Origin of the sequence: Pseudomonas mendocina, from assembly GCF_003008615.1 — a bacterium.
GTDB classification, from domain to species: domain Bacteria; phylum Pseudomonadota; class Gammaproteobacteria; order Pseudomonadales; family Pseudomonadaceae; genus Aquipseudomonas; species Aquipseudomonas mendocina_C.
In genome coordinates, this window is sequence record NZ_CP027657.1 from 2145581 (window position 1) to 2161935 (window position 16355).

Here is a 16355-nt window from a genome sequence, read left to right on the forward strand (position 1 = left end):
CGACAATCAATATTTTTTAAACGCTATACCTTCGGCACCAGCGTCACCCAGTAGTCGGTACGCCGCACCACCCGTACCGGGAAGCTGTGCTCCAGCGCGGCCAGGGCGCGATCGGTGTCGGCCAGGGGGAAACTGCCGGATACCTTCAGCCCGCCCAGGGCCGGATCGAGCCGCAGCACGCCATGGCGATAGCGCGCCAGCTCGGCGATCACCTCGCCCAGCGGCTGATCGAGAGCGATCAGGCTGCCCTGCGTCCAGGCCGCCGTGGCCGCATCGTTGGCAAGCGGTGACCCGAGCTGCCCGGCATCGAAGCGCAGGTGATGCCCGGCAGTCAGCGTCTGCATGGATTGCAGATGGCGCAGGGGCGCGACCTCCACGTGCTGTTCCAGCACGGCGACCTGGCTGCCTTGCTCATCGCTGCGCACGCAGAAACGCGCACCCTGGCTGCGTACCAGGCCATGGCGGGTTTCCACCAGCAGCGGGCGGGCCTCGCCTGGGCAGTGGATCAACGCTTCGCCACTCAACAAACGCAGCAGGCGCCGTTGCCCGTCGACATGCCACTGCGCCGCGCTGGCGGTGCCGAGCATCAACTCGCTGCCATCGCTCAGTTGCCATTGGCGACGCTCACCTACGCCACTGCGGTAGTCGGCCAGCCAGTAACGCCGGGTGTCGCTCTGCCAGGCGAACCAGCCCAGCGGCGCAGCCAGGCCGACCAACGCCAGACTGCCGAGCAGGCGCCGCCGGCCGTGGTCGACGCCGCGCAGGGTCGACGAGGCAATGGGGCCAGGCAGCAGCCCCAATTGCTCACGCAGCTTCTCGATCTGCTGCCAGGCCTGGCGATGATGCGCATCGGCGTCATACCAGCGTTGCCAGGCCTGCTGCTCGCTGGCATCGCTGCTGCCAGAGCACAGCCGTGCGTACCAGCCGCTGGCAGCCTTGAGCGCGACGCGCTGTGCCTCGTTCACGACTGCCAACCTGCCTGCAACAGGCAGCAGTGTTCCACAGCGCGAGCCATGTAGTTGTTCACACTGCGCAGGGAGATACCCAGACGGGCAGCAATCTGCGCGTAGGTGAGGCCGTCGAGCTGAGACAGGATGAACACCTCGCGCACCGTGCGACCGAGACCGTCGAGCATACGGTCGACGTCCATCAGCGCTTCCAGCAGCAACGCCTGCTGTTCGGCGCTGGGGTGTTCTGCCTGCGGCTGGCTGGCCAGCACATCGAGGTAGGCCTGCTCCAGCGAGCGGCGGCGCAGGAAGTCGACCATCAGCCCGCGCGCCACGGTGGCCAGGTAATCGCGCGGTTCACGGATGCTCGCCGCGTTGCCGGCACGTAGCAGACGCACGAAGGTGTCCTGCGCCAGGTCGGCAGCATCGCAACGGTTGCCCAGGCGCCGTCGCAGCCAGCCTTGCAGCCAGCTGTGATGATCACGATAGAGGGTATCCAGCACCTGGACTTCGGCAGACATGGCGCGATTTCGTATCAAATGACAATGAATTGCATTGTCATCTTTGCCAGGCCGGCTTGGCAATATCCCAGGCGTCATGTCTGCTCTTGGAGCGTTGCCGTTCTCTAGCGCGACGACACCTGGAGGCTGGCGGCAGCGCTCAAACGCGCATTGATCCAGGTAACGCCATCCTCTATTCCGCCGAAGGGGTAAAGATGCCAGCCGATGCTACCCAGTCGCCTGCCACCCAGCCCGGCCTGCAACTGATCCCAGTAACGTTCGGCGCCGACGCGCTGCATCAGGTTGGTCATCGATAACCCATAGAGCCGCAGGATGGAGGCAGAGGTCGCCACGCCGAACTGACGGGCAAAGCGCAGCAGCTTGCCAACATCGGCAGGCCCAGGCACGCCAATGCGGATGGGCGTTTCGATGCCCTGCTGGCGCAGTTGCGCGATCCAGCGCACCACCGCCTCGGCATCGAAACCAAACTGCGTGGTGATCTCCACAGCGCAACCGGCCTCACGCAGAAAATCCAGTTTCCATTTCAGGGCGCGCATGAGTTCGCCGCTGTCGATCTTCGGGTGCCCTTCCGGATAGCCGGTGATCACCACCTGATCGATGCCGTGGCGCTCCAGCACGCCACTGGCCAGTAGCGCCAGGGAGTCGTGGTAGGGGCCGGCAGGAATGGCCGGATCGCCGCCGACGAACATGAAGCGCCTGGGTGCCGCCTGCTCGACCAGCGCGCCGATCAGCTCGTCGCGATCCTCCTCGCTGCGCAGCCGACGTGAGGAAATGATCGGTACAGGCTCGGCGCAGCACGCACGGATGACCTTGGCCGCATGGATGCGCTGGGCATGGTCTTCATTGCCCAGAAAGGCAATGTTGATCGGTGTGCCTGCAGGTATCGCCGCTCGAGCCTGCTCGACTTCACGAATACCCTTGCCAGTCACCTCCAGCGTGTAGGGGATGAAATCGGTGGAACTGCTGCACGGGTTGGACATTGACGCCTCGTCTGAACCGGCCAGGCCGTTGTGCGAAAGAAAGTCCCGCGATGCTAGCAACCGGTTTCTCGCACTACCTCGCTGGTAACGTCGCGCGTATCGGCATTGGCGACCTAACCAGACGCCATCCGCTCAATCCGTAGCGGTTGCCAGTTCTTCCCGTAGCCAGCCCGCCAGGCGCTCGCTACGCGGGTCGACGCGACGTGTCCACAGCGCCAGGCAGCCGGTAGTCTCGACGAAGCCCCAGGGCGCGACCAGGCGACCGGCACGCAGGTCATCCGCCACCAGCGTCTGCGGGGCGATGGCCACGCCCAGCCCGGCGGCTGCCGCCTCCAGCAGATAGTAGAGGTGCTCGAAACCCTGTCCCTGCTGCATGCGTTCTGCCGCCAGGCCCTGCGCAGCCGCCCATTGTGGCCAGGCCTGGGGACGCGAGGTGGTGTGCAGCAACGGCTCGGCGTACAGCGCCTCGGCAGTGGCTGCGGCCAGGCGTGCATGGTTGGCATAACGCGGGCTGAGCACCGGGCCGATGCGCTCGGGCGCCAGCTCGAACACCTGCATGTCGGCCGGCCAGGGCGGATCGGCGAACAGCAGGGTCGCGTCCACCTCGGCGCTGCGCGGATCCAGCTCGCCCTGGCTGGCCGACAGTTGCAGGCGCAACTCCGGCAGTTCGCGCTGCAGGCGATCCAGCCGCGGGATGAACCAGCGCGCCAGCAGGCTGCCGGGGCAACCAAGCACGAAGGGCCGCTCTTCCTGCTGACGGCGCAGGTCGGCACAGACGCCACGCAAGCGCTCGAAGCTTTCCGAGGTGACATCGCGCAGGCGCAAGCCGGCATCGGTGAGTTTTACGCCGCGCCCGTCCTTGTCGAACAGGCTGACCCCGAGCTGTTCCTCCAGCGCACGAATCTGCCGGCTGATCGCACCGTGGGTGACATGCAGCTCATCGCCGGCACGGCTGACGCTCTGCAGGCGAGCGGCAGCCTCGAAAGCGCGCAGGGCATTGAGTGGTGGAAGGTCTCGGCTCATATCGAGTGAATTTTCCTGACAAGTCGGAAAACTCTAATGATTTTTCTGCTGCCTGACCATGGCCGCCTGGCAGCCGATGCATCGGCCCCGATCAGAAGGTGACCGGCGTATTGACCCAGAGAATGCGGGCCTCGCTATCGCCACCGTTGCGGTAGCCGTGAGGCAGGTTGCTGGGGAAATGGAAGGCATCGCCAGCCGTCAGGCTGTAGGTCTGCTCGCCGATGGTCAGCTCGATGCTGCCGGTCAGCACGTAGCCCATTTCCTCACCGGGGTGTTCGATCAGGCCATCGCTGGCCACGCCAGGCGCAACAATATGGATATTGCCCTGCAGCAGACCACCCTTCTGCAGATGCGTGATGCGCTCCAGGCCTATCTCGCCGTCCTTGTTGCGTTTGACGAAACGCTTCACCGGCCTGTCGCCGGCGCGCAGCACGGGCTCGTCGGATACCCATTCCTCGGACGTGAGCGTCGACACGTTGCTGCCCAGCGCACCCGCCAAACGGTGCAGCATGGCCAGCGAAGGCGAAGCCGCATCGTTCTCCAGCTTGGAGATCAGGCTTTCCGAGCAGCCAGCGGCAACCGCCACCTGCTTGAGGGTCAGCCCGGCGACCTTGCGCGCATGGCGCAGACGCATGCCCAGGCTGGGCAGGCCATCGGTGTGGTGAGCCTTGGTCGAAGGGGTAGGACTGGGTTTGCGCATGTACATCTCGATCAATGGATGACAACGGGTACAGCCACGAACGGCACAGTATCGCGCAAGGCGCTCACGGAATTAAGCCGTGAACGCCCTTGGCGTGACTCTGTACGTTATGCCAGGCCCATGCCAGAGAGGCACAGGCCTGGCAGCAGGTCAGCCGGCGCTGACCACGAAGTGCACTTCCACCGGGTTCAGGTCGTTGATCGGCACGATGTCCTGAGGGCAGGCGGACATCACCACCACGCAGTCCATGGCTGCCTGGATTTCCACGTAGTCACCGGCCTTGGAAACCGGTGGCAGCCACTCGATGCTGTAGTCCGCCTTGACCGGGATGTTCATCCACAGGTTGAACGGCTGCGGCACTTCACGGGCACGCAGACCGATGGCCTGCAAGGCCAGGCGCATGTTGTCGGCGCAGCTGTCGTGATAACCCTCGACACCGAGGTTGGTATAGCGATGCAGGTCGCAGGCGGCGATCAGGGTGTCGTGCACGCCCGGCGAGGTGTCGCTCAGCAAGGTGCCGATGGTGCGGCGACGGTTGCTGAACAGCTCGTCACCCGCCTTGGGAATGATGCGGTCGATATGCGCACGGGCGTGTTCCATGGAAAGGAATTCGCTGAGGTCTTCGCTGTTGAACAGCCAGGTGTCGCAGACCTGGGTGCCGTGGGTATTGATGATCTTGATCACCTCACCGGCCTTCAGACGCACGGCGCGGCCGCAGCGGGCCGGCACGGTGTAGGTCTTGCCCAGCTCGGGCGTGCCGTCGGCCGACAGTGGCTCGTTGAGAGTGGCGTTGATGCCCAGCGCGGCGCCGTTGTCGGGCTGGCAGCAGGCGGGATAGTCGTGGGCGTGGTTGGAATGGCTCATGGTCGCTCCTAGGTGGGCAATGGCAGATCAGACTTGTTCGGCCAGTTGGACGAGGCTCCAGGCCAGCGCACGGGCGCCGGCTTCGAGCTGGGAAGGTTCGGTGTATTCGTTGGGGTTGTGGCTGATGCCATCGCGGCTGGGCACGAACAGCATGCCGGTGGGGCAATGCCCAGCCAGGTACATGGCATCGTGGAAGGCACCAGAGCGCAGGCTCAGGGACGCCTCACCCGTGGCATCGGCGGCCTGCTGCAGCACCTCGACGATGCCGGCCTCGAAGGCCACCGGCGGATGGCTGAACAGTGGCTGCAGCTCGGCGCCTTCGGGCAGGCAGTTCGGCAACTCGGCGTCGAAGGCCTCCAGCACGGCCGGGTCGGCATGGCGGAAGTCGATACTGAAGGTCACGTCGCCCGCCACGGTATTGATCGAATTGGGTTTCACCTGCCAGCGGCCGAAGGTCAGGCGCTGTTCGGCACCGGCCAGGCGCTCGGCCAAGGCCTCGATGGCCGGCAGACAGCGCGTGGCCTGCAGCATGGCATCGCGGCGCATGTCCATCGGCGTGGTGCCGGCGTGGGCCGAGGCGCCCTGGCAGCGAATCTGATACCAGCGCACGCCCTGAATGCCGGACACCACCCCCAGTGGCACCTCGGCACGCTCCAGCACCGGGCCCTGTTCGATATGCAGCTCGACGAAAGCATGGGCGGCGATCTTCTCGCGCAGCGGCAGGTCGGCGAAACGCTCGGTATGGGCGTCCAGCGCCTCCCCCAGGCTGATGCCATTGGCATCGAGGCTGCCGCGATAGGCGTTCATGCGCTGTGGTTCGACGAAGGCACTGGAGCCCATGGCCCCCGGGCTGAAACGGCTGCCTTCCTCGTTGGTCCAGACCACCAGTTCGATAGGCCGGCGCGTACGCAGATTCTGGTCATGCAGGGCCAGCAGGCATTCCAGCCCGGCCATCACGCCGTAGCAGCCGTCATAACGGCCGCCGTTGGGCTGGGTATCGATATGGCTGCCGGTCATCACCGGCGGCAGGTCTTCCAGGCCGTCGCGACGAATGAACAGGTTGGCGCAGGCATCCGTCCACAGCCGGCAACCGATACGCCGGGCTTCGCCGATCAGCCAGGCGCGCGCGTCGAGATCCTCCGCCGACAGCGCCTGGCGATTCATCCCGCCACCCTCAAGGCCACCGAAGTCGGCCAGGGTTGTCAGCAAACCCTGCAGGCGTTCGCCACGCACGGCATTCATCACCCGTACAGCCGTCATGCCGTCACCTCCGCACGCGGGCTGAGGCTGCGGTTGAACCAGGGCTTGAGAAACTGTTTCAGGCGCTCGGTGGCCGGTTGCTGGAACATCTCGCCCGGCGCGCCGGTCTCGACGATGCGTCCAGCTTCCATGAACACCACCTGGCTGGAAATCTGCGCGGCAAAGCTCATCTCGTGGGTGACCATGACCATGGTCATGCCATCGTCGGCCAGGCTGCGGATCACCTGCAGCACTTCCTCGACCAGCTCCGGGTCGAGCGCCGAGGTCGGCTCGTCGAGCAACATCAGACGCGGTTTCACCGCCAGCGCCCGGGCGATACCGACACGTTGCTGCTGCCCCCCGGAAAGCCGCGCGGGGTAGGCATCGGCCTTGGCCGCCAGGCCGACACGCTGCAACGCGCTTTCGGCCAGGGCACGCGCTTCGCCCTTGTTCATGCCCTTGCCCAGCAGCAGGGGCGCCATGACGTTCTCCAGCACGGTCATGTGCGGCCACAGGTTGAATTGCTGGAACACCATGGACAGCGGCCGACGCACCTCGGCGATGGCCGCAGGGCTGTCCTGATCCCGTGGTTTGCGGCCCGGGCCGCTGTAACCGAGCAACTGACCGTCGATCCACACCTCGCCTTCGTCATAGGCTTCGAGAAAATTCATGCAACGCAGCGCGGTGGTCTTGCCCGAACCGGACGGGCCGATCAGCGAGACGATCTCGCCCGCGTGCACACTGAGGTCGAAGCCCTGCAGCACGCGGTTGGCGCCGTAGGACTTGCCAACGCCGCGCAGTTCAAGAAGGGGGAGGTTGCTCATCGATTCATCCTCGCAGGTAGCGCGTGGCGCGCCGGCCAAGCCCGGCGGCAACGAAACCGACCAGCAGCGTCAGCAGCCAGTACGAAAGCACCAGCAGCACATAGGGCACGACATAGGAAAAGGTGCTGGACACGATCTGTCCGGCGGTCATGGTCAGTTCCGGCACGGTGATGATCGACGCCACCGCGCTTTCCTTGATGGTCAGGATCACCTGGTTGCCCAGCAGCGGCAGGGCGAAGGCCATGGCCTGCGGCGCCTGGATATGCCAGAAGGTCTGCACGCCACTGAGGCCGTGCACGCGCGCCGCCTCCAGCTGCCCGTTGGGCACGCTGGCCCAGGCCGAGCGCAGCAGTTCGGCGAAATAGGCCGCGCTGTACAGGCCCAGCGCAAGGATGCTGGCCTGCACCGCATCGAGGGTCAGGCCCAGCACTGGCAGGCCAAAGTAGATCAGCAGCAGTTGGGCCAGGAACGGTGTTCCGCGCACCAGCCAGACGTAAAGCCGATACAGGCCGATGAAACCGGGCACGGCCAGGCGCAGGGCATTGAGCACGAAGCCCAACAGCAGACCGAAGGCTGCGCCGGCAAAGCTGATGCCCAGGGTGACCAGCAGCGCCTGACCGAAATCGGGGAGGTAGTTCATCCAGTTCTCCATCAGCTGCGTGCCTGCCAGCGTCGTTCCAGCTCACGCCCGAGCAGGGCCAGCAGGCTGGTCAACGCCAGGTAGAACAGCGCCGCGACTAGGTAGACCTCAAGCGGTCGGTAGGTCTGCGACACCAACTGCTGGCTGACCCGCATCAGGTCGGTGATGGAGATCACCGAGACCACCGCCGACACCTTGATCACGTCGATCAGCTCGGAGATCAGCGCCGGCAGGGTCAGACGCAGCACCTGCGGCAACTGGATATGCAGCAACATGCGCCAGCGGCTGATGCTGAACACCGCCGCGGCCTCCAGCTGCCCGGCCGGGATGGCGGCGAAACCGCTGCGCAGAATCTGCGACTGATAGGCCGCGGTATTCATCGCCAAGGCCAGGCCTGCCGCGACCAGCGCCGGAACATCCAGCCCCAGCCCGGCGGGCAGATAGAACAGCAACAGCAGCTGCGCCAGCATCGGCGTGCCACGAAAGAAACTGACGTAGACCCTGGCGAACGCCACGCAGCCACGGCTGCGGCTATTGCCCAGCAGATAGATCAGCACACCGAGCACGAAGCCCAGCAGCATGCCGGCCAGACACAACCACAAGGTAGTCAGCGCGCCGTCGAGCAAAGCTGGCCAGTAGAGTGCGAAGCGAGCGCCAAAATCATTCATCAGCGACGACTCAGATGCTCGGCTCAGGCATGGCGTCAGCAGGCACGTCCATGCTGAAACCGAACCATTTTTCCTGCAGGGCCTTCATCGTGCCGTCGCGGTTGGCGCGGCCGATCCCTTCGCTGAACAGCTTGACCAGGCTGGCGCTGTCTTCGCCCTTGCGGCCGACCCAGCCGTAGTAGGTCTTCGGCCCAAGCATTTCATTCAGGGTGACGAACAGGCCTGGGCGCGACTTGATCAGCGGCCCCAGGTTGGACAGCGACTGCGCCACGCCATCCAGGCGGCCGAGCGCGAGGTCTGCATAGGCTTCGTCGAAGCTGACGTACTCACGAATACCTCTGAGGCCCGGCTGACCTTCGGCCTTGAGCTTGGCGTCATAGGCCATCAATACCTGCAGCTGGCCGGACCCGCTCTGCGAACCGACGATCTTGCCATTGAGGTCGCTCAGGCTGCTGACCGAAGCATCGTCGGCACGCTTGAGCAGCGCCACGGTGGACTCTGCAATCGGGGCGGTGAAGGCGAACTGATCGAAGCGCGCCTTGTTCACCGTGACCGAGGTGACCACGAAATCGAACTTGCCGGTATCCAGGCCCGGCAGAATGCCCTGGAAGGGCAGATCCAGTTGCTTGACCTTGACGTCGGGCAGATCCTTGAGCACGTAGTTCATCAGATCGACGCCATAACCGACGATCTTGCCGTTCTCCACCGACTCGAACGGTGCGAAGCGGGCTTCGGTGGCGATGGTGATCTGTTTGGCCTGCTGGATGCGTTGCAGCAGGTCATCGGCCTGGGCCAGGGAGCTGGCAAGCAGGGTGGCCAAGGCGAATGTCAGGTTTTTCACGGCACGGCGATGCATGGCGAGGCCTCTTCTTGAAGAGATGGATATTTATTCAAGCAACTTGAATGAAGTTACAAAGGCATGAAGCATGCCAACCCTTCAAAAGGCCGCCAGACGCAAGAAATGCACAGCACGGGAGGGTCATTGCGCACCATCGGCGAGCAAATGAGTGCATGCGTGGACTGCCATGGTGCGCGCCACCGCCAATCGGCTGCAGCATCAATTCGTGATATTTCCTCACAGGTCAGAGCGAAGCTATCGCTTTTCTCACGCCCCCCGCGGCGTTAGTCTGCGGCCATCGACAGACGCTTCGGCCTTGTCCGTCAACCGACGGCCAGCCCATCCAACCTCAGGAGCACGCCATGACCTCATTTCGCACCGGCCCCGACACTCGCGGCCTGTTCGGTCGCTTCGGCGGCCAGTTCGTCGCCGAAACCCTGATGCCGCTGATCAACTCGCTGGCCGCCGAATACGAGAAGGCCAAGAACGATCCGGCCTTCCTCGAAGAACTGGCCTACTTCCAGCGCGATTACATCGGCCGCGCCAGCCCGCTGTACTACGCCGAGCGCCTCTCCGAACACTTCGGCGGGGCGAAGATCTACCTCAAGCGCGAAGACCTGAACCACACCGGTGCGCACAAGATCAACAACTGCATCGGCCAGATCCTGCTGGCCAAGCGCATGGGCAAGCAGCGCATCATCGCCGAGACCGGCGCTGGCATGCACGGCGTGGCCACCGCCACCGTGGCCGCGCGCTTCGGCATGCAGTGCGTGGTGTACATGGGCACCACCGACATCGACCGCCAGCAGGCCAACGTCTTCCGCATGAAACTGCTCGGCGCCGAGGTGATCCCGGTCACTGCCGGCACCGGTACCCTCAAGGACGCCATGAACGAGGCCCTGCGCGACTGGGTGACCAACGTCCACAACACCTTCTACCTGATCGGCACCGCAGCCGGCCCGCACCCTTACCCGGCCATGGTGCGTGACTTCCAGTCGGTGATCGGCAACGAAGTGCGCGAGCAGATCCTCGAGAAGGAAGGGCGCCTGCCCGACTCGCTGGTGGCCTGCATCGGCGGCGGCTCCAACGCCATCGGCCTGTTCCACCCCTTCCTCGACGATAGCGGCGTGCAGATCGTCGGCGTCGAGGCGGCCGGCCACGGCATCGACACCGGCAAGCATGCGGCGAGCATGGCTGGCGGCGCGCCGGGTGTGCTGCACGGCAACCGCACCTTCCTGCTGCAGGACGAGGACGGCCAGATCACCGATGCCCACTCGATTTCCGCCGGCCTCGACTACCCCGGCGTCGGCCCGGAACACGCCTGGTTGCACGAGATCAAGCGCGTCGAATACGTGCCGATCAGCGATGACGAAGCCCTCGAAGCCTTCCACCACTGCTGCCGCCTGGAAGGCATCATCCCGGCCCTGGAAAGCGCCCACGCGCTGGCCGAAGCCTTCAAACGTGCACCCAAGCTGCCCAAGGATCACCTGATGGTGATCAACCTGTCCGGTCGTGGCGACAAGGACATGCAGACCGTGATGCACCACATGCAGGACAACCAGGAGAAGCACGCATGAGCCGCCTGCAGAACCGTTTCGCCGAACTGAAAGCGGAAAACCGCGCCGCGCTGGTCACCTTCGTCACCGCCGGTGATCCCGACTACGCCACCTCGCTGAGCATCCTCAAGGGCCTGCCGGACGCCGGCGCCGACGTGATCGAGCTGGGCATGCCGTTCACCGACCCGATGGCCGACGGCCCAGCCATCCAGCTCGCCAACATCCGCGCACTGGCCGGCAAGCAGGGCATGCAGCAGACGCTGCAGATGGTTCGTGAATTCCGCGCTGGCGACCAGAGCACGCCGCTGGTGCTGATGGGCTACTACAACCCGATCTTCGTCTACGGCGTCGAGCGTTTCATCAATGACGCCAAAGAGGCCGGCGTCGATGGCCTGATCGTGGTCGACCTGCCGCCGGAGCACAACGACGAGCTGTGCGAACCGGCGCAGAGCGCCGGCATCGACTTCATCCGCCTGACCACCCCGACCACCGACGACGACCGCCTGCCGACCGTGCTGGCCGGCAGCTCCGGCTTCGTCTACTACGTATCGGTGGCCGGCGTTACCGGCGCCGGTGCAGCGACCATGGATCACGTCGAGGAAGCCGTGACACGTCTGCGTCGCCACACCGCTCTACCCGTGTGCATCGGCTTCGGCATCCGCACCCCGCAGCACGCCGCCGAAGTGGCCAAGCGCGCCGAGGGCGCGGTGGTCGGCTCGGCGCTGATCGACAAGATCGCCGAGGCGAAAAGCCCGCAGCAGGCCATCGAGGGCGTGCTTGGCCTGTGCCGTGAGCTGGCTGAAGGAGTGCGCAGCGCCCGTCGCTGATCGCCACACCTCGACCCAGAAAGAAAAACCGCTGCGACAGCAGCGGTTTTTTTATGCCCGAACGCTTCTTCGCTCAGTTCTTCAGTGCCCTCAGCGCCGCATCGCCGTAGGTCTCGGCGCGGGTGACGTGATCAGTGCCGTCCCAGCATTCGATGTTCTTCAGATCCGGCATGTCGTCACGGTGGAACACCGGCTCCACGCCCTGGCGTCGCTGATCCCGGTAATGCTTGAGCAGCCGCGCGACGATACCGGCCAGCGGCAGGATAGCGATCAGGTTGGTCAGCGCCAGCAACGGCATGAATACATCCGCCATGGCCCATACCACCGAGACCTTGGCCACCGAGCCGATCAGCACGAAGGCCAGCACCAGCACACGGAACAGCTGCAACCACAGCTTGCCGCCGAACATGTACTGGATGTTCGACTCACCGTAGTAGTAGTTACCGATCACCGAGGTGAAGGCAAACAGCAGGATGGCGAAGGTCAGGAAGTGGATCGCCCAGTTGCCCAGTTGCTCGGCCAGCGCCCATTGCGTGAGGCTGGCGCCGAGGGTCTGGTCGCCATAGGCGTGGCTGGGGTCGGCCAGCAGGATGATCACTGCCGTCATGGTGCAGATCACCAGCGTGTCGAAATACACCCCAAGGGTCTGCACCAGGCCTTGCTTGACCGGGTGCGAGACGGAGGCCGTGGCGCTGGCATTGGGCACCGAACCCATGCCGGCTTCGTTGGAGAACAGGCCACGCCGTACGCCCATCATGATCGCCGCACCGACCCCGCCACTGGCGATTTCACGAAGGCCGAAGGCATGCGCGAAGATCTCGCCGAACATCGCCGGCACACGGTCGAGGTTGAGCAGAATGACCAGCGCGCCGATGCCCAGGTACAGCACGGCCATCACCGGCACCACGGTCACCGACACCTTGGAGATGGTCTGTACGCCGCCGAAGATGATCAGGCCGGTGAGAATCGTCAGTGCTATGCCGACACCCCAGGCCAGCGTCTCGCTGCCGCCTTCGCCCCCGAAGGAAGTCTGCATGGCATCGACGATGGAGTTGGCCTGCACCGAATTGAAGACCAGGCCGTAGGTGATGCTGATCATCACCGCGAACACCACTGCCAGCCAGCGCCAACCCAGCGCGCGCTGGATGTAGTAGGCCGGCCCACCGTGGTAACGGTACTGCTTCTCGGACTTGTACAACTGGCCCAGAGTCGACTCGACGAAGGAGGTCGCGCCACCGACCAGCGCCACCATCCACATCCAGAACACCGCACCCGGCCCGCCCAGGGCGATCGCCGTGGCCACCCCGGCGATATTGCCGGTGCCGACCCGTGAGGCGGCGGAGATGGTGAAGGCCTTGAACGAGGAGATCGCCTCCTTGTCACCGTGATTGTGCTCGGTGATGACCCTGAACATCTCCGGGATCAGGCGAATCTGCACACCCCGGCAGATATAGGTCAGGTACACCCCGCTGAGCAGCAGCATGGGAATGGCGAGGTAGCTCCAGAGCCAGCCGGAAAAGGCTTCGAGAAGTGCAGACACGGGTATCGTCCTATGGTCGCGTTTTCGAAAGGGGCGCGAGGATAGGGCAAAGCGCCCCGAAACCCCAAACCCGACTCCGTAGCCGGCAGTCTTGTTCCTTTTGCCAGCGAGGATAGTGCTTAGGGTTGGCACTTATGCGATGGTTCCGAGAAGTGCATCAACCCGGCACCACCATCAGCCGCCTCGGCATATCAGGAGCAGGCAACTGACATGAGCATACGCAAGCTGGTCGAAAGCGATCTCGAGGCCGTCAGTGCGCTGTGCATCTCTGCGTTCATGACAGCGGTGGCACCGTCGTTGTCGCCGCAGGGCGTGGCGCCCTTTACCCAGATAGCGGCCGCTGACAGCTTTGCCAAACGCATGGCTGGCGACAACCTGATGCTGGTGTTCGTCCAGGAGAATCAGGTGCTGGGCGTCATCGAGCTGAAGGAGGGCCGTCATGTGGCCATGCTCTTCGTCGACCCGCAACAGCAGAGCAGGGGCGTTGGCCGGCAACTGGTCGCGGCAGCCTTGGCGCACGCGCGTAGCGAGGTGGTCACGGTCAGTGCCTCGCTGACCTCGGTTGCCGCCTACGAGCGCTATGGCTTCAACCGGGCGGGCGAGATCGGCGAGTACGATGGGCTGGTCTACCAGCCCATGACCATCACGCTCAGCGGGTGAAGCTCGTCCTCATTCGTTGGTAGCGGCACGCCTGAGCAACTGCTTGCAGCGTTCGAGAGGTTGGTGATCAGGCGAGGATCACTGCGCGCAGAGCGACTCGATCTTGTCGCGCTTGAGGTAGGAGAACTGCAGTTGATGGCCTTCGATCTCCATACCCAGCTGCATGGTGGCCGGCGCGAAGCTCAGCACCTGCAGGTCGAAGCTCTGGTAGGGCGAGGTGATCTGGATGGTCTTTCCGTCCTCGCTGATGCGGTAGTCGGAGACTTCCACTTCCGGCTGGCTTGGGCTTGGCTCTTCGCAATTGAAGGGGTGCAGGTTGCTCTTGCCGTCAGCGGTGAACTCCACCACGTTGGCGATGCCGTTGTTCAATGGTTTCATGGCCCAGATACCGACGAGCTGGTCTTTGTCGACCGAGGCGGCAAAAGCGCTAGCGCTGGATAGGGCAACGGCCAGGGATACGAACAGCAGTTCTTTCATGGTGATCTCCTTATCGGGTCAGGATGCGCTCGCTGGCGAACGCGAGGGGCGCCGATAGTACCGCAGCATGTCCGCCCTGCGTTGTACACGGCCCGATTTGTGGCATGCCTCACCAACCTGGCAGCGCTCTACTGCGGGGTTTTCGACAAAAGAAATCGGCACAAAAAAGCCGCTGGCGAATCGCTCCGCCAGCGGCTTGGGTCATCCCGGCTGTCAGTGACCGTGAGCCGGTTTGTGGCTCTCGGCTTCGGCTGGGGCGAACTTGGACAGGATGTGATTCTTCATCCCGCGAGCCAGTTCTTCCTCGTCGAAGAACACCTCGCCGATACCGTCACGACGGAAGATCTGCACGGCATCCGGGCTGTGGGTACGGATCACCACTTCGATGTCCGGGTTGAGCGTGCGGGCGATTTCCACCATGCGCTGCACGTTCATCGGATCCGGCGTGGCGATGACCAGCATCGAGGCCTTGGCGATGTGCGCCTGGATCAGCGTGCCCGGATCACCGGAGTCACCGCTGACCGCCGCCAGGCCTTCGGCACGAATCTGCTCGACGCGCTCGCGATTCTGCTCGACCACCACGAACGGGATGTGCCGTTCGCCCAGCGCCTTGACGATGCGCCGACCCACGCGACCGTAGCCGACCACCACCACCTGACCTTCGAGGAATTTCTTCTCGGTGCTCATCGGCAGCACGGCCAGCGGGTCGGCACGATGCTCCAGGCGTCGAGCCAGGGCCGAGCGCTTGAGCACCAGCGCCTTGAACGGCTGGATCATGCCGAACACCAGCGGATTGAGCGCGATGGAAATCAGCGCACCGGCCAGCACCAGGCTCATACCCTCCTGCGGCAAGAGCCCCAGGGCCATGCCGAGACCGGCGAGGATGAAGGAGAACTCGCCGATCTGCGCCAGACTCGCGGCCACAGTCAGCGCCGTATTCAACGGGTAGCGGAAGGCCAATACCAGGAACACGGCCGCCAGGCCCTTGCCAATGATGATGATCGCCACCACCGCAACCACGCGCAGCGGTTCGGCCAGCAGCACGGTCGGGTCGAACAGCATGCCCACCGAAACGAAGAACAATACGGAGAAGGCATCACGTAGCGGCAGCGACTCTTCGGCGGCACGGTGCGACAGATCCGATTCGCGCATCACGGTGCCGGCGAAGAAAGCGCCGAGGGCGAACGACACATGGAACAGCACCGATGCCCCATAAGCGATACCGATGGCAGCCGCCACCACGGACAGAGTGAAGAGTTCGCGTGAGCCGGTCTTGGCGATCTGCATCAGCATCCACGGCAATACGCGGCGCCCCACCAGCAGCATCAGCGCGATGAAACCGGCGACCTGCAGCAGGGTCACGCCCAGCACGTACCACAACGGTGAACTGGCATCCCCGGCCGCTGGGCTGTGGCCGCCCAGCACACCCGCCAACGGCGGCAGCAGTACCAGCACCAACACGGTGGCGAGATCCTCGACCACCAGCCAGCCAACGGCGATGCGGCCGTTCATCGAATCGAGAATGCCACGGGTTTCCAGCGCCTTGAGCAGCACCACGGTACTGGCGCAGGACAACGACAGACCGAGCAGCAGGCTCTCACCGAAGGTCCACCCCCACCAACTGGCGACACCCAGTCCAAGCACGGTGGCCAGGCCCATCTGTACCACGGCGCCGGGCAGGGCGATCTTTTTTACCGCGAGCAGATCCTTGAGGGAAAAGTGCAGGCCGACACCGAACATCAGCAACATCACGCCGATTTCCAGCAGCTGCGGCGCCAGTTCCATATCTGCCACGAAACCGGGAGTGGCAGGGCCCATGATGATGCCGGCAAACAGATAGCCGACCAATGCTGGCAGGCGGATCTTCTCGGCGATGAAGCCGAAAATCAGCGCAAGGCCGAAGCCCCCTGCCAGCATTGTGATGAGTGAGACGTTGTGTTCCATCGCGGCTCCTTAGGTCAGCCCCAGGCTGATAACTGCAGCGGAGGGGATGGGTCGGTCGAAAACTGTGCACGCCCCCGGCAAACCCGGAACATGAGACAAACCCTTGG

At 64.2% G+C, this 16355-nt stretch carries 17 protein-coding genes; 3 read left to right on the forward strand and 14 right to left on the reverse strand.

Annotation, left to right across the window (positions count from 1 at the left end):
- Nucleotides 1–23 precede the first annotated feature (23 nt).
- From C7A17_RS09965 to C7A17_RS10015, 11 genes are all read right to left on the reverse strand, one after another.
- The gene (locus C7A17_RS09965) at nucleotides 24–965 is read right to left on the reverse strand and encodes a FecR domain-containing protein (protein WP_106737885.1); all 942 of its coding nucleotides are present in this window, start codon (nucleotides 963–965) and stop codon (nucleotides 24–26) included.
- Nucleotides 962–1468: a sigma-70 family RNA polymerase sigma factor gene (locus C7A17_RS09970; RefSeq protein ID WP_106737886.1), complete on the reverse strand. Its 507-nt coding sequence runs from the start codon at nucleotides 1466–1468 to the stop codon at nucleotides 962–964. The genes C7A17_RS09965 and C7A17_RS09970 overlap by 4 nt, the downstream gene beginning before the upstream one ends.
- 104 nt (nucleotides 1469–1572) lie before the next feature.
- Entirely contained in the window at nucleotides 1573–2448 is an 876-nt protein-coding gene (locus C7A17_RS09975) for a methylenetetrahydrofolate reductase (RefSeq protein WP_106737887.1), read from the reverse strand.
- Between the two features lie 132 nt (nucleotides 2449–2580).
- Entirely contained in the window at nucleotides 2581–3471 is an 891-nt protein-coding gene (locus C7A17_RS09980) for a LysR family transcriptional regulator (RefSeq protein WP_106737888.1), read from the reverse strand.
- Between the two features lie 91 nt (nucleotides 3472–3562).
- Nucleotides 3563–4171 carry a cupin domain-containing protein gene (locus tag C7A17_RS09985; RefSeq protein ID WP_074938758.1) on the reverse strand — a complete coding sequence of 203 codons (609 nt, stop codon included), beginning with the start codon at nucleotides 4169–4171 and terminating at the stop codon, nucleotides 3563–3565.
- Between the two features lie 150 nt (nucleotides 4172–4321).
- Nucleotides 4322–5035: a DUF1989 domain-containing protein gene (locus C7A17_RS09990; RefSeq protein WP_074938756.1), complete on the reverse strand. Its 714-nt coding sequence runs from the start codon at nucleotides 5033–5035 to the stop codon at nucleotides 4322–4324.
- A gap of 27 nt (nucleotides 5036–5062) precedes the next feature.
- Complete coding sequence (locus tag C7A17_RS09995; protein ID WP_106737889.1) at nucleotides 5063–6295, reverse strand: M20 family metallo-hydrolase; 1233 nt, start codon at nucleotides 6293–6295, stop codon at nucleotides 5063–5065.
- Nucleotides 6292–7098 (reverse strand): amino acid ABC transporter ATP-binding protein, encoded by an 807-nt coding sequence (locus tag C7A17_RS10000; protein WP_106737890.1) that lies wholly within the window; start codon nucleotides 7096–7098, stop codon nucleotides 6292–6294. The genes C7A17_RS09995 and C7A17_RS10000 overlap by 4 nt, the downstream gene beginning before the upstream one ends.
- 4 nt (nucleotides 7099–7102) lie before the next feature.
- Nucleotides 7103–7738, reverse strand: a complete 636-nt coding sequence (locus tag C7A17_RS10005) for an amino acid ABC transporter permease (protein ID WP_234035902.1) — start codon at nucleotides 7736–7738, stop codon at nucleotides 7103–7105.
- Nucleotides 7739–7749: 11 nt separating this feature from the next.
- Entirely contained in the window at nucleotides 7750–8406 is a 657-nt protein-coding gene (locus C7A17_RS10010) for an amino acid ABC transporter permease (protein WP_074938752.1), read from the reverse strand.
- Nucleotides 8407–8416: 10 nt separating this feature from the next.
- A complete protein-coding gene (locus C7A17_RS10015; protein ID WP_106737891.1) occupies nucleotides 8417–9262 on the reverse strand; it encodes a transporter substrate-binding domain-containing protein in 846 nt (281 codons plus the stop codon).
- 344 nt (nucleotides 9263–9606) lie between these two features.
- Between C7A17_RS10015 and trpB the strand changes: the two genes are divergently transcribed.
- Both trpB and trpA read left to right on the forward strand, forming a co-directional pair.
- On the forward strand, nucleotides 9607–10821 hold the full coding sequence (gene trpB / locus C7A17_RS10020) for a tryptophan synthase subunit beta (RefSeq protein ID WP_106737892.1): 1215 nt from the start codon (nucleotides 9607–9609) through the stop codon (nucleotides 10819–10821).
- The gene (gene trpA / locus C7A17_RS10025) at nucleotides 10818–11627 is read left to right on the forward strand and encodes a tryptophan synthase subunit alpha (RefSeq protein WP_106737893.1); all 810 of its coding nucleotides are present in this window, start codon (nucleotides 10818–10820) and stop codon (nucleotides 11625–11627) included. Before trpB ends, trpA begins: the two co-directional genes overlap by 4 nt.
- 73 nt (nucleotides 11628–11700) lie before the next feature.
- Here the strand turns inward: trpA and C7A17_RS10030 are convergent, their stop codons facing one another.
- Nucleotides 11701–13167, reverse strand: a complete 1467-nt coding sequence (locus C7A17_RS10030; RefSeq protein ID WP_106737894.1) for an alanine/glycine:cation symporter family protein — start codon at nucleotides 13165–13167, stop codon at nucleotides 11701–11703.
- Nucleotides 13168–13377: 210 nt separating this feature from the next.
- Between C7A17_RS10030 and C7A17_RS10035 the strand changes: the two genes are divergently transcribed.
- Complete coding sequence (locus C7A17_RS10035; protein ID WP_199796413.1) at nucleotides 13378–13827, forward strand: GNAT family N-acetyltransferase; 450 nt, start codon at nucleotides 13378–13380, stop codon at nucleotides 13825–13827.
- Between the two features lie 78 nt (nucleotides 13828–13905).
- On the opposite strand, the gene C7A17_RS10040 is transcribed toward C7A17_RS10035, so the two are convergent.
- Nucleotides 13906–14304 carry a hypothetical protein gene (locus C7A17_RS10040; RefSeq protein ID WP_106737895.1) on the reverse strand — a complete coding sequence of 133 codons (399 nt, stop codon included), beginning with the start codon at nucleotides 14302–14304 and terminating at the stop codon, nucleotides 13906–13908.
- 213 nt (nucleotides 14305–14517) lie between these two features.
- Complete coding sequence (locus C7A17_RS10045) at nucleotides 14518–16248, reverse strand: cation:proton antiporter domain-containing protein (RefSeq protein ID WP_106737896.1); 1731 nt, start codon at nucleotides 16246–16248, stop codon at nucleotides 14518–14520.
- Between the last annotated feature and the right edge of the window lie 107 nt (nucleotides 16249–16355).

Bases quoted from the DNA above. Each gene is read 5' to 3' on its own strand.
- C7A17_RS09970 (WP_106737886.1), bottom strand. From the start codon at position 1,468: ATGTCTGCCGAAGTCCAGGTGCTGGATACCCTCTATCGTGATCATCAC.
- C7A17_RS09975 (WP_106737887.1), bottom strand. From the start codon at position 2,448: ATGTCCAACCCGTGCAGCAGTTCCACCGATTTCATCCCCTACACGCTG.
- C7A17_RS09980 (WP_106737888.1), bottom strand. From the start codon at position 3,471: ATGAGCCGAGACCTTCCACCACTCAATGCCCTGCGCGCTTTCGAGGCT.
- C7A17_RS09985 (WP_074938758.1), bottom strand. From the start codon at position 4,171: ATGCGCAAACCCAGTCCTACCCCTTCGACCAAGGCTCACCACACCGAT.
- C7A17_RS09990 (WP_074938756.1), bottom strand. From the start codon at position 5,035: ATGAGCCATTCCAACCACGCCCACGACTATCCCGCCTGCTGCCAGCCC.
- C7A17_RS09995 (WP_106737889.1), bottom strand. From the start codon at position 6,295: ATGACGGCTGTACGGGTGATGAATGCCGTGCGTGGCGAACGCCTGCAG.
- C7A17_RS10000 (WP_106737890.1), bottom strand. From the start codon at position 7,098: ATGAGCAACCTCCCCCTTCTTGAACTGCGCGGCGTTGGCAAGTCCTAC.
- C7A17_RS10005 (WP_234035902.1), bottom strand. From the start codon at position 7,738: ATGAACTACCTCCCCGATTTCGGTCAGGCGCTGCTGGTCACCCTGGGC.
- C7A17_RS10010 (WP_074938752.1), bottom strand. From the start codon at position 8,406: ATGAATGATTTTGGCGCTCGCTTCGCACTCTACTGGCCAGCTTTGCTC.
- C7A17_RS10015 (WP_106737891.1), bottom strand. From the start codon at position 9,262: ATGCATCGCCGTGCCGTGAAAAACCTGACATTCGCCTTGGCCACCCTG.
- trpB (WP_106737892.1), top strand. From the start codon at position 9,607: ATGACCTCATTTCGCACCGGCCCCGACACTCGCGGCCTGTTCGGTCGC.
- trpA (WP_106737893.1), top strand. From the start codon at position 10,818: ATGAGCCGCCTGCAGAACCGTTTCGCCGAACTGAAAGCGGAAAACCGC.
- C7A17_RS10035 (WP_199796413.1), top strand. From the start codon at position 13,378: ATGAGCATACGCAAGCTGGTCGAAAGCGATCTCGAGGCCGTCAGTGCG.
- C7A17_RS10040 (WP_106737895.1), bottom strand. From the start codon at position 14,304: ATGAAAGAACTGCTGTTCGTATCCCTGGCCGTTGCCCTATCCAGCGCT.
- C7A17_RS10045 (WP_106737896.1), bottom strand. From the start codon at position 16,248: ATGGAACACAACGTCTCACTCATCACAATGCTGGCAGGGGGCTTCGGC.